The organism is Saccharopolyspora sp. NPDC002578, assembly GCF_053592695.1.
Window position 1 is genome coordinate 1 of the sequence record NZ_JBSFWJ010000116.1, and the last position, 12,167, is coordinate 12,167.

Annotated in this window: 10 protein-coding genes; 1 reads left to right on the plus strand and 9 read right to left on the minus strand. The window is 71.2% G+C overall.

Translation table 11 applies throughout. The annotated features are described in order from the left end of the window. Positions 1–240 precede the first annotated feature (240 nt). The 8 genes from ACWD38_RS29000 to ACWD38_RS29035 form a co-directional block, all read right to left on the minus strand. Complete coding sequence (locus tag ACWD38_RS29000) at positions 241–315, minus strand: putative leader peptide (protein ID WP_425503608.1); 75 nt, start codon at positions 313–315, stop codon at positions 241–243. A 317-nt stretch (positions 316–632) separates the two neighbouring features. Then, the gene (locus ACWD38_RS29005; RefSeq protein WP_450125335.1) at positions 633–2,270 is read right to left on the minus strand and encodes an ABC-F family ATP-binding cassette domain-containing protein; all 1,638 of its coding nucleotides are present in this window, start codon (positions 2,268–2,270) and stop codon (positions 633–635) included. Between the two features lie 107 nt (positions 2,271–2,377). Next, positions 2,378–3,616 carry a hypothetical protein gene (locus tag ACWD38_RS29010; RefSeq protein ID WP_450125336.1) on the minus strand — a complete coding sequence of 413 codons (1,239 nt, stop codon included), beginning with the start codon at positions 3,614–3,616 and terminating at the stop codon, positions 2,378–2,380. A 248-nt stretch (positions 3,617–3,864) separates the two neighbouring features. Beyond that, positions 3,865–4,425 carry an NADPH-dependent FMN reductase gene (gene ssuE, locus ACWD38_RS29015; protein WP_184480445.1) on the minus strand — a complete coding sequence of 187 codons (561 nt, stop codon included), beginning with the start codon at positions 4,423–4,425 and terminating at the stop codon, positions 3,865–3,867. Positions 4,426–4,727: 302 nt separating this feature from the next. Continuing rightward, complete coding sequence (locus ACWD38_RS29020) at positions 4,728–5,675, minus strand: acyl-CoA desaturase (protein WP_184480447.1); 948 nt, start codon at positions 5,673–5,675, stop codon at positions 4,728–4,730. A gap of 145 nt (positions 5,676–5,820) precedes the next feature. Continuing rightward, positions 5,821–6,948 (minus strand): DnaJ domain-containing protein, encoded by a 1,128-nt coding sequence (locus ACWD38_RS29025; protein WP_450125337.1) that lies wholly within the window; start codon positions 6,946–6,948, stop codon positions 5,821–5,823. A gap of 118 nt (positions 6,949–7,066) precedes the next feature. Further along, positions 7,067–8,056, minus strand: coding sequence for a lysylphosphatidylglycerol synthase transmembrane domain-containing protein (locus tag ACWD38_RS29030; RefSeq protein WP_450125338.1), 990 nt, complete (start codon positions 8,054–8,056; stop codon positions 7,067–7,069). A gap of 147 nt (positions 8,057–8,203) precedes the next feature. Further along, entirely contained in the window at positions 8,204–9,475 is a 1,272-nt protein-coding gene (locus tag ACWD38_RS29035; RefSeq protein WP_450125339.1) for a hypothetical protein, read from the minus strand. Positions 9,476–9,559: 84 nt separating this feature from the next. Here ACWD38_RS29035 and ACWD38_RS29040 point away from each other — a divergent pair, with 84 nt between their 5' ends. Further along, the gene (locus ACWD38_RS29040; RefSeq protein WP_184480455.1) at positions 9,560–9,742 is read left to right on the plus strand and encodes a PspC domain-containing protein; all 183 of its coding nucleotides are present in this window, start codon (positions 9,560–9,562) and stop codon (positions 9,740–9,742) included. Positions 9,743–10,087: 345 nt separating this feature from the next. Here ACWD38_RS29040 and iolD read toward each other — a convergent pair whose 3' ends face one another. Beyond that, positions 10,088–11,956: a 3D-(3,5/4)-trihydroxycyclohexane-1,2-dione acylhydrolase (decyclizing) gene (gene iolD, locus ACWD38_RS29045; RefSeq protein WP_450125340.1), complete on the minus strand. Its 1,869-nt coding sequence runs from the start codon at positions 11,954–11,956 to the stop codon at positions 10,088–10,090. Between the last annotated feature and the right edge of the window lie 211 nt (positions 11,957–12,167).

Sequence of the window (12,167 nt, forward strand, 5' to 3'; positions counted from 1 at the left end):
CCCCTGTGGGCGGGCGGCGGCCGCCCCGCGGCGCCCCCCCCCCCCCCCCGCCCCCCCCCCCCCCCCCCCCGCGGCGCGGATCGATCCGCCGGCCTGCCACGGGGCCGAATCTCCTCGCGGGCAGGCGAATCCGTGGAACGGGTCCGCAGCCGAACGCGGGTGGGTCGACCGCCACCGGGGATCGGGCTCAGGCGGTCAGGAAGCCAAGAGGTCGCGGACGGGCCTCTGCGGGGCCGAACGTCAGCGGCGACAGCGCTGCGCCGCGACGCGCACGAGATCAACGTGGCGACGTCGGGTCAGCAGCGGCAACAACACCCGTCCATCCGAACAAAGCCCCCCACCACTGTCAATGTGAGTTCTTGCGGGGGTCCGCGAGGGCTTGGCCGGTGGTCGGGTGGCGGAACCTCAGCTGTCTTCTCGCTGCGGGATCTTTTTCCCAAGTGGCTCCGCCACGAGGGAAAAAGCCGTCCTCGCGAGAAGACAGCTGAGAACCCGCCGGTGGTCGGCTTCTCGACGTGGGCTATGCGCTTCGCGAATCAGGCACGGCCTTCGGCCGCGAGGATTCGGCTTCGCCGGTGACGTGGACGTGCTCACCTGGAGCGACGGGTTCGCGGGCGCTGATCGGAGGTCGGTCAGGACTCGGTCACTCGGCCGTCGTCGATGTGGAGGCGGCGGGTGACGTGCACGGCGTCGAGCATGCGGCGGTCGTGGGTGACCAGGAGCAGGGTGCCCTCGTAGGAGTCGAGCGCCGACTCCAGCTGCTCGATCGCGGGCAGGTCCAAGTGGTTCGTCGGCTCGTCCAGCACCAGCAGGTTCACGCCGCGCGCCTGCAACAGCGCCAGCGCGGCCCGCGTTCGCTCGCCGGGCGAGAGCGTGTCCGCCGGGCGCAGCACGTGCGCGGCGAGCAGGCCGAACTTCGCCAGCAGCGTGCGCACCTCCGCCGTCGGCCACTCCGGGACCTGCGCGCCGAACGCGTCCAGCAGCGCCTCCGCCCCGAAGAACAAGCCGCGCGCCTGATCGACCTCACCGACCACGACGCCGGACCCGAGCGACCCGCGCCCGCCGTCGAGCTCCAGCCTGCCCAGCAGGGCCGCCAGCAACGTCGACTTGCCCGCACCGTTCGCCCCGGTGATCGCCACCCGATCAGCCCAGTCGATCTGCAGGTCCACCGGCCCCAGCGTCATCGAATCCCGGTGCACCACGGCACCGTGCAACGTCGCCACCACCGAACCCGAGCGGGGCGCGGCGGCGATGCTCATCCGCAGCTCCCACTCCCTGCGCGGCTCCTCCACCACGTCGAGGCGCTCGATCAGCCGCTCCGTCTGGCGGGCCTTCGACGCCTGCTTCTCGGTGGCCTCGCTGCGGAACTTGCGGCCCACCTTGTCGTTGTCGGCGGCCTTGCGGCGGGCGTTCTTCACGCCCTTCTCCATCCACGACCGCTGCGAACGCGCCCGCGCCTCCAGCGACGCGCGCGTGTCCGCGTACTCCTCGTACTCCTCGCGCGCGTGCCTGCGCGCCACCTCGCGCTCCTCCAGGTACGCGGCATAACCACCGCCGAACGACCGCACCTGCTGCTGCGCGAGGTCCAGCTCCACGACGCGCGTCACCGTGCGGGCCAGGAACTCGCGGTCGTGGCTGACCAGCACCGTTCCGGCGCGCAGCTCGGAGACGAACCGCTCCAACCGCTCCAAGCCGTCGAGGTCCAGGTCGTTGGTGGGTTCGTCGAGCAGGAACACGTCGTAGCGGCTCAGCAGCAGCGACGCCATGCCCGCCCGCGCCGCCTGCCCACCGGACAAGCTCGTCATCGGCTGGTCGAGCGCGACCTCCAAGCCCAGTTCCGCGACGACGCTCGCCGAACGCTCCTCCAGATCAGCGCCGCCCAGCGCGAGCCACCGCTCCAACGCCGTGCCGTACTCGTCGTCCGCACCGGGACGTTCCTCGGTGAGCGCTTCCGTCGCCGCGTCCAACTCCCGCTGCGCCGCCGCGACCCCGGTGCGCCGCTCCAAGAACCCGTGCACCGTCTCGCCGGGAATCCGATCCGGCTCCTGCGGCAGATGTCCCACCGTCGCCGTCGGCGGGCTCAACCGCACCGACCCCGCCTCGGCGGACAGCAAGCCGCCGAGCATCCGCAGCAACGTCGACTTCCCCGCGCCGTTCACCCCGACCAGCCCCACCACGTCACCAGGCGCGACGACCAGATCAAGACCGGAGAACAGGACCCGCTCGCCATGACCCGCGGCGAGCTCCTTCACGACGAGTGTGGCGCTCATAAGAACTCTGATCCTAGTGCCCTGGTCAGCGGCGATTTCCCTCACCGGTGCACTCCGGCGCGCACAGCGGCCGAGCACCGCACCGGGCGCTCAGCAGCCGGCGGATCTCAACCCGCCGCCGAACGAGCGCTGTGCGCGCGTTGCCTTGTCAGCTCGTTGAAATCGAACAGTCCGACGCCCGTGAGTTCAAATCCGTGGAACTCCGCCTCGGGCAACCGGGGCTTGATATCATAATAGTGGTCCAGTCCCATCCCGACATACCTGATTCCGCGATGGATCGCCATGTTGACCCGATGCTCCATGTGCTTGTTTCGGCGCTCGATGAACTCCTTTTCGTGATCTTCATTATTTTCGTCCGTCGGCGCGATCATGTCGCGCTTCCCACGTTCCCGAAGATCCGCTACCACTGCCCTGAGATAGACCGAGAGCCGATCCCTTTGGCTCTGGTCCCACGTGACGAGCTCATCGCCGATGGGTTCCGTCGTCGGCAGAGCCGCAATCCGGGAATCGAGATCAGGTGAACCCCGGCGAAGACCCAACACGTTGCCCCGGCGCTTCCCGGCCTCTTCACGAGCCTCGGCCAGTCGACTCCGCGTCGCCTGCATGCTGCTCGCCCCGCCCTGGTCCAGCGCGTCTGCGCCGTATCCCCAGGCCACCTTCAGGAACCTCGCCAATTGCACCCCGATGTGCCGATGATCCCCCTCCTTCCGGACGAGTTCCAGGTTCCCTCCATTCATGTACCCCAGCAGCTTGGTCATCGCCTCACCCAGCTTGGGATAGAGGGATTCGACCCCGTGACTCGCCCAGCCGCCGTCTTGCAAGCCGAAATTCGCGGCATGCTTCCCCAAGCCTGCACTGTAAGCAGATTTCGTCTTCGGCTCCGAATCCAGATCCTCGGTGACGAATGCCTCGTACAGGTAGCTTTTCGCGCCGACTGCCTCGAGCACGTCGGCCAAAGTAGTCTGGCTGTGCTGCTCTCCGAGCACGTTGGTCAGCTTCGGGTCGAATCGAACCCAGACGCGCTCTCCTCTCGGCAGGTTCCCCAGGTAGTCGAGAGCACCCGCGGCGTGGTCCGCGAACTCCTTGTTCGTCGTGTAGTCACGGACTAAGGAGTCGGACGCCATACCGCGCATGGTGCCGGTCAGCCACTCACCGTCCGGCTCGACCTGCTTCTCGCCGACGAATGCCAGGCGCTGGACCGGAACAGCGGGTGCGCACCGGCAGACGTCGGCCGATCGCGCAACGACATCGGCACCCGGTGGGCGTGGCCCGGACTCCGCATCAGCGCGGTTCGCGAGCAGCCGCGCCACTTCCGCATTGCCCACCGTCCGCTGCAACTCCAGCAACGACCGCGCGTCACCTCGGACACCCGGTGCGCGGTGCGGGGGCGGCCGATGGACGACGTCTTCCACTTCGGGGGCATGAGCGCGCATCGACGCCTCCTCGACAGGGCCGGTCCGCCACCGGCCCGGATCGCAATCGCCACAGCGGCCAAGCCAGCTTGCCCGGTGCGGCCGAGGCGCACCACGTCCGTTCGGGCAACACAGCTGCACTAAAGCTTCCCGACGAATGCCCCGGCGAGCGGCCCGATCGGCTACGCCGTGCGCCCCAGGACCGTGCCGTGGGGGACGCCGTCGAGGGCCTTCTCGAACTGCTCCAGGACGTCCGAGAGCGGGCCGGAGCTGTCCTCGTGGATCGTGAGGTCGTCGCCGGTCACCGTCAGGTGCTTGTCGATCAGGAAGAAGCTCTGCACCACGTGCCGCGCGCCCAGCGAGCTCACGACCGGGCGCAGCCCGTAGTCCAGCGCCAGCACGTGCGCCAGGCTGCCGCCGGTGGCCAGCGGCAGCACCGCCTTGCCGCTGAAGCCGAACTGCGGCAGCAGGTCCAGGAACACCTTGAGCAGCCCGGAGTACGCAGCCTTGTAGGTCGGCGTGGCCAGCACGATGCCGTCGGCGCGGTGCACCTGCTGGATCGCCTCGGCGATCTCGGGCGCCGTCGTGTCGGCGCCCAGCAGCGGCTCAGCGGGCAAGGTGCGCAGCCGCAGGTGGTCGGATTGGCGGCCCGCGGCGGTCAGCCTGCGGGCGAGGTGGTCTGCGACGCGTTCGGTCTTCGACGTCTTCGAAGGGCTGCCGGAGATGACCAGGACGGTGGACACGCGCGTTCTCCTCACGGGAATGTGGCCGATTCGAGCGGAATCAGACCGGGGCGCGGCCGAACCACCAGGTGAATCCACAGTGGACGTGCGGGGAGATTCGCTCACCCGCGGCGACGGCGCGCGACGACCGGCTCAGCTGCTGGGGCGACACCCTTGTGCGACGACACGCAGCAGATCCACGTGACGACGCTTGGTGAACAGGGCCGGGAGCACGGAACCATCGCAACACCGCCACGAACGGGGTGTCAACGACTCGGGACGCGAATCCCAACGCGCGGAACCGGGAATCGAGCGCCGGAACCTCAGTCCTCCGCGCCCCGGCTCAACCGGGCCAGCCTGCGCGGCGTCGGCCACTTCACGTGCGTAGCCCAGCCGAAACGCTCGAACATCCAGATCACCCGCGCCGAGATGTCGATCTGCCCGCGCCGCACGCCGTGGCGCGCGCACGTGGGATCGGCATGGTGCAGGTTGTGCCAGGACTCACCCATGCTCAGCAGCGCCAACGGCCAGAAGTTCGCCGCCTTGTCCCGGCTCTGGAACGGGCGCTCCCCGATGATGTGGCAGATCGAGTTCACCGACCACGTCACGTGGTGCAGGAACGCCACCCGCACCAGTCCCGCCCAGAAGAACGCCGTCCACGCACCCCACCAGGTCCCCGTCACCGCGCCGCCGACCACCGCGGGCAGCGCCAACGTCAGCAACGTCAACGGCCCGAACAGCCGGTGCACCAGCACGATGTCGCGGTCGGCCATCAGGTCCGGCGCGAACCGCTCCCGGTTCGTCAGGTCCCGCTCGAAGAGCCAGCCCATGTGCGCGTGCCAGAACCCCCGCGCCAACGCCATCGGCGAGGTGCCGAACGCCCACGGCGAATGCGGATCGCCCTCCCGGTCGGAGAAGGCGTGGTGCCTGCGGTGATCCGCGACCCAATGCATCACCGGCCCCTGCACCGACATGCTGCCCGCCACCGCCAGCGCGATCCGCAGCCCGCGCTTCGCACGGAACGCGCCGTGCGTGAAGTACCGGTGGAAGCCGACCGTCACGCCGAGGATCGTCAGCACGTAGAACCCGGCCGCGAGCCCCAGGTCCAGCCAGCTCAGCCCCCAGCCCCACGCCAGCGGCACCGCGGCCAGCAACGCCAGGAACGGCACCAGGATGAACACGTAGACCGACAGCTGCGGGGCCCAGCCACGACGCCCGGTCAACAGCGGCGAGCGCCCCTGCCGGGTCGCGGCGGATTCAGTGGTGACCATCGCGCGAGAACCTCGAATCTGGCGGGGGCTCGGATCGGCTGTGCGCCCCACACTTCAGGTACCCGAGCCGCCGAGCAACGAACCGCACCTCACACCATGGTGAATTTCGCCTGATCAGGGCCGATCGGGCGACGTGGCACGCGGCTCAGCGCGTCACCACTTGGGCCAGCACCATCGTGAACGCGTCGCGATCGACGGCGGCCGGCTCCTCGGCGAGCCACTCGCCCACCTCGCGGACGAAGCCCTCCGGGGTCAGCGGTTCCACCGGCGCGTCCGCATCGGATTCGCCCACCGTGACCTCGCCCGCCCGGTTCGGGTACAGCAGCAGCACGCCGCGCACCTCGACCTCCGGCAGCAACGCCTCGAACGCCGCCACTCCGTTCGCGAGCCGGGTGGTGCCGCCGCGGAACACGTGGCCGTTGCGCCACACCTCGCCGTTCTCGTCGACCTCGTAGTGCCCCGGCAGCCAGCGCTTCGACTCGACCAGCACCAGCCGCCGCCCGCACAGCACCGCGTGATCGATGTCGGCGAACACCGAGCCCGGCCAGGCGATCCCGTGGAAGATCCGCACCCCCGGCATCCGGGTCAGGTGATCGGCGAGCAACTCGGCGGAACGCTGCTTGACGGCCTCGTCCGCGGGGACCTCCTCCTCCGCGGTGCCGCCGAACACGCGGCCCCGGTTCTCGGCTTCGAACAGCCGGTCCGTGCGGCGCGCCTCCAGCAGGCGGCGCAGCAGCACCAGCACCACGACCCCCGCGGAGACCAGCATCGCCAGCCACACGCCGAGCAGCACTCCGCTCAACCCGACCAGCAGTCCCGTCGCCGCCAGCAGCACCCAGCCGCCGGCCAGCGCGAGCGCCGGAGTCCGGTCCGGTGCCGTGACCGGCAGGTACACCACCCGCTCCGCCGGATCGACCTCGTCCCACCAGGGGATGTCGGCGGGGTCGAGGTCCGGCGCGGGCGGGGTGAAGTTCGGATCGTCGCCGAAGTCGCGCCGCTTGCCGGGCCGGTACACCCAGCGCCGCGACGGCGAGCGATCACGCCCGGACGGCCTCGGTTCCGGTTCCGGTTCGTCCCGCGGATCGTCGTAGTCGGCGCGGCGCACCGGATCGTTGAGGGTCTCGTAGGCCTGCTGCAACAACCGGAACGTGCCGGCGGTGCCGCCGACGTCCGGGTGCATGGTGCGCGCCAAGGTCCGGTACGCGGACTTGATCTCGGCGCTCGACGCCGACCGGTCCACGCCCAGCAGCTCGTAATAGTCGACCCCGCGCACGAAACTCCGTCCACCATCGGCGATCGGCCTGCCACGACCGCGCGGCCATGATAGTTGTTCCGGGCGTTTCAAGATCAACCAGATGTGACGCGCGGGCCGCGTGACGCCGCCGATTGGGCTAACCGGGTGACGCGCGCAGCCGCCACGCGAGCAGCCCGCCCAACGCCAGCGGCAACCAGAACACGAACACCCGGAACACCAGCACCGCCGCCGCCGACACCCCCACCGGCACCCCGTAGGACGCCAAGGCCGCCGCCGCGCCCACCTCCACGAACCCGATCCCGCCGGGCAGCACGCCGACGATGCCGAACAACGTCGACACCGCGTACGCCACCAGCGCCACCAGCGGCCGGTCCCCCGCCCCCACCGCGATCATCGAAGTCCACAGCACCACCGCGCCGAGCAGATCGATCGCCACCGCGAAGCACACCGCGGGCACCGCCGCCGCGGGCCGAGTCCGGATCGCCGCCACCGCGTCGTAGAACTCGTCCGCCGCCGCCGTGTCGCGCGCCGCGCGCCGGCGGCGCAGCAACCGGTCCCAGCAGCGGCCCGGCAACGTCCACACCCGGCGCAGCACCTCGCGGCTGCGCACCGCCGCCACCAGCGCCACCACCCGGACCAGCAATCCCGCGGAGAACAACACCGTCGCGACGATCTCGGCGCGCTCCAGCCTGCCGTCCCAGGACACCACCGCCAGGCCCGCGGCGAGCGTCACCACAAAACCCACCTCGGCCGTCTGCGCGGCGGCCAGGTACGCCCCGGTGACCCGCCCCTGCCCGGCCGGATCGCGCGCCCCCTGCCTGCGGGAGTCGAGCGTGAACGCGGCCAGGCCCGCGACGTTGCCGGACTTCACGGCCAGGTTCAACGCCATCGACGCCAACGTGACCGGCAGCAACCTGGCGAACTCGTGGTAGCCACCCGCTCCCGTCACCCGCCGCGCCGCCAAGTGCAGCAGCACCCAGTCCGCGATCCAGATCAGCAGCACTCCCGCGCCCACGGCCAGCCACGTGGGATCGGCATCGCGCAACGCCCGCCCCGCCGCGGGCAGCTCGTGACGGTTCGCCCACACCAGCGCGGCGACCGCCGCGACCACCACCAGCGCAGCCACCCACCGGAACGCACGGGACCTCACCCGGCTCAGCGTCGCAGCACCACCGTCCCGTCGCCGCTCAGCCCAGCAGCCACGAAGCGTGATCAACACGGAGGTGCGTCCGACTTCCCGGTGAAACCGTTCGTCCCCTCGGGTTCCATTGGATCAACGGCGTTGCCGCAGGGAGTCGTAGCGGCGCCGAGCCGCGTCGCGCTGCCGCCGAGCCCTGGTCACGGCCCGCGTCGTGTCGCGCAGCCGCGCGGACAGGTCGTCGAGGCGGGCGCGGAGCTCATCCCGGTCGCGTTCCTGCTCATCGCGCTCCTGCTCGGCCGCGCGCAACGCGTCCTCGGCCTGCCGCAGCTCCTCGGAGGCCTCGTCCACCCCTGAGCCCTCGGCGGCGCTCGGGCGCGGTGCGCGCTTCGTCCGGCCTGCGGGTTCCGATGCCTCCGCCCGCTCGGAGACGTCGCGGCTCCGGCTTGCCGGGCGGTCCGATCCGGCTTTGCGGCCGGACCGGTTCGTCTTTCGGCCGGCACGGTCCACCGGCGGCTTTCGATCGGCGCTTCCCTGCTGCGTGCTGCGATCGGTCCGGTCCTGCCGGGTCTTGCCGGACCGCTCCGGCCGGGTACCGCGCTCAGAGCGGTCCGGCCGAGGTTCGCGCTCGGCGCGTTCCCGTCGGGGCTGCGGCTCGGTCGTGCGGTCCCCCGCGGGCTCGACGGCAGGTGCTTCCGCGGTTCGCCGACCACCGCGCCGCGTCCCCGCCGCGCCGCGATCCGTCCCTTCGGTGTCGTGAGCCCGCGCGGCGCTCCCGCCCCGATCCTCGTCCGCGCCCGGACGCCCCGCCTCGCTTCGCTCCGCCCGGGAGTGAGCTCGACGGCGACCACCTCGACGTGCCCCCGAGTCATGTCCCCGACGGCTCGACGTGGCGCTGCGCATCGCGGCGACCGAGAGCTCGTCCAACCCGAAGCCGCTGTAGGCCAGCGCCCCGCTGAGCACCCCGGCCTGGACCCGGCGTCCCGATTCCGGTTCCGCGACGGCGGCGGCGAACGTCGACTCCACCTGCCGCCGGGCCTGCTCCCCCAGCCGCTTCCCGGCGCGGGAGGCCACGTCCGCGGCCTGCTCGGTCAATCCCCGGACCAGGTCCGCGCGCCGCCGATCCAGCCGCCGGATTTCGTCGCCGCGCAGGTCGCGCTGCGCCGAGCGCAGCTCGTCGCCCACCTCGACCAGCTCGGCGACCCGGTCCCGCTGCTCGGCCGAGACCCGGTTCACCGCCCACGCCGCCGTCGTCGGCTTCCGCAACACCTTGAGCTCCGCCGCGAGCCGGTCGTCGCCCGCGTCGCGCGCCTGCTTCAACCGGCGGTCCCGGTCGGCGACGAACTCCCCCGGATCACCCTGGTAGAGCTCCTGCAGCACCGCCTCCGACACCTGCTCCCCGGCCATCGGCTCAGCTCAGCACGCTGCGCGCCGACCCGCACCCGATCCAGCGGAGGCGTGAGCGGCGGCGCGGGCGGGCACCCTGCGGTCATGACGAAATCGCTGCAACGGCCCCGGCGCGGAGCCATGATCGCGGGGGTGTGCGCCGGCATCGCCCACCGCTTCGGCTGGAGCGTCGGACTGGTCCGCTTCCTGTTCGTGATCTCCTGCGTCCTGCCCGGACCGCAGTTCCTGATCTACCTCGCGCTGTGGATCCTGATGCCGAAGCGGTGACGAACGCCGTGACCTGCCCTGGAACGCGAAAAACCCGCTGACTCTGAAGTCAGCGGGCCTTTCCACACGGGCGGCCGAGGCGGCGTAACCGCCCCTCCCTTGTGGCCACCCGGCACAGCCGTGCCCGGTCTTGAGGTGGCGCCCTGCGACCGGCACGGCCAGCTCTGTTCGGCGCAACCACCACGGTAACCGCTATGGGTGAAATAAGCCCATGCCTCGCCGCATTTCGAGACCCGGAGTTCAGATTGTCCAGGGCGATCAGCAGTCTTCCGGTGGATCAGGACGAACCCGTTCCGCCGTGATGGTGAACGACGTTGCGCCAGGAGCGCCGGGGCGTCTGCGACATCACAGGTGGTGGCGGCGCTCCCGCGCCCGGCGCTCGTACTCGGCCCGCGCGGAACGGGTGCTCTCCAGCGTCGACACCTCGGCGACCGGCACGTCCCACCACGCCTCCGGCGGGAGCTGCGCCTTGTCCGGCGAGGTCTCCACGTACACCGCGGTCGGGCGGTCCGCCGCCCTCGACGCGCGCAACGCCTCGCGCAACTCGTCCACGGTGTCCGCGCGCACCACGTCCACGCCGAGGCTGCGCGCGTTCGCCGCCAGGTCCAGCGGCAGCGGTTCCCCGGTGAACCGGCCGTGCTCGTCGCGGAACCGGTAGGCGGTGCCGAAGCGCTCGGCACCGACCTCCTCCGACAGTCCGCCGATGGACGCGTAACCGTGGTTCTGGACCAGCACCAGGTTGATCTTGATGCCTTCCTGCACGGCGGTCACCAGCTCGGTGGGCGACATCAAGTACGTGCCGTCACCGACGAGCGCGAACACCTCGCGATCCGGGTCTGCCAGCCGCGCGCCGATCGCCGCCGGGATCTCGTAGCCCATGCACGAGTACCCGTACTCCACGTGGTACTGGCTCGGCTGCTTGACCCGCCACAGCTTGTGGAGGTCCCCCGGCAGCGAGCCCGCCGCGTTGATCACGACGTCCTCGTCCGCGAGGACCTCGTCGAGCACGCCGATCACCTCGGCCTGACCGGGACGTTCCGCTCCGTCGGCGCACCGGGTGGCCCGGTCGACGACGTCGGCCCACCGCACCGCGGCGGCACGGTATTCGCGCACGTAGGCCGGATCGACGTGGTGGTCGGCCAACCGCTCGGCGAGACCGCTGAGCACCGCCCGCGCGTCCCCGATCACCGGCGTCGCGGCCTGCTTGTGGGCGTCCCCGGCCTCGACGTTCACGTTGACGAACCGCACCTGCGGGTTCGCGAACAAGGTGTGCGAGGCCGTCGTGAAGTCGGTGTAGCGGGTGCCGACGCCGATCACCAGGTCCGCCTGCCGCGCAGTGTCGTCGGAGGACGCGGTGCCGGTGTGCCCGATCGCGCCGAGTGCGCGCGGATCGTCGAAGCGCAGCGAGCCGCGCCCCGCCTGCGTCTCCGACACCGGGATGCCGGTCACCGCCGCGAACGCGCCCAACGCCTGTTCCGCGCCGCTGTGGTGCACACCGCCACCCGCGATGATCAGCGGGCGGCGCGCCTCCCGGATCCGGTCGGCCGCTTCGTCCAGCGACCGCGGATCGGCCTGCGGCCGGTGCACCCGCCAGGTCCGTTCGGCGAAGAACTCCTCGGGCCAGTCGTAGGCCTCGGCCTGCACGTCCTGCGGCAGCGCCAGCGTCACCGCCCCCGTCTGCACCGGATCGGCCAGCACCCGCATCGCCTCCAGGGCGGACGGGATCAGCGCTTCCGGCCGCCAGATCCGGTCGAAGTACCGGGACACCGGGCGCAGCGCGTCGTTCACCGACACGTCCCGCGCGTGCGGCGGTTCCAGCTGCTGCAGCACCGGGTCCGCCGGGCGCGTCGCGAACACGTCCCCCGGCAGCAGCAGGACCGGCAGCCGGTTGATCGTGGCCAGCGCCGCGCCGGTGACGAGGTTGGTGGCACCGGGGCCGATCGACGTGGTGCACGCGTAGGTCGAGAGCCTGCCGCGCTGGCGCGCGTACCCGACCGCCGCGTGGACCATCGCCTGCTCGTTGCGCCCTTGGAGGTACGGCATTTCCGGCGTCTCCAGCAGCGCCTGCCCGATCCCCGCCACGTTGCCGTGCCCGAAGATCCCCCAGCACCCGGCGATCAACCGCACGCGTTCGCCGTCTCGCTCGGCGTGCTGCCGCGCCAGGAACCGCACCAACGCCTGAGCCACCGTCAACCGCCGCGTCCCGGGATTCATCACTGCCCCTCTCCCATCCAGCACCTAGAGCCGGTCCCGGAGCTTGGTCGTGCCGAGTGATCAGCCGTCTCGGCATTTCGTCTTGTCAGCGGCGAAGCCGCTGAGCAGCGACCACCAGAGCAACCGGCACCGCCGCGGGTTCTCAGCGTCCTTCTCGCGAGGACGGCTTTTTCCCTCGTGGCGGAGCCACTCGGGAAAAAGATCCCGCAGC

Bases quoted from the DNA above. Each gene is read 5' to 3' on its own strand.
- ACWD38_RS29005 (WP_450125335.1), bottom strand. From the start codon at position 2,270: ATGAGCGCCACACTCGTCGTGAAGGAGCTCGCCGCGGGTCATGGCGAG.
- ACWD38_RS29020 (WP_184480447.1), bottom strand. From the start codon at position 5,675: ATGGTCACCACTGAATCCGCCGCGACCCGGCAGGGGCGCTCGCCGCTG.
- ACWD38_RS29035 (WP_450125339.1), bottom strand. From the start codon at position 9,475: ATGGCCGGGGAGCAGGTGTCGGAGGCGGTGCTGCAGGAGCTCTACCAG.
- ACWD38_RS29040 (WP_184480455.1), top strand. From the start codon at position 9,560: ATGACGAAATCGCTGCAACGGCCCCGGCGCGGAGCCATGATCGCGGGG.
- iolD (WP_450125340.1), bottom strand. From the start codon at position 11,956: ATGAATCCCGGGACGCGGCGGTTGACGGTGGCTCAGGCGTTGGTGCGG.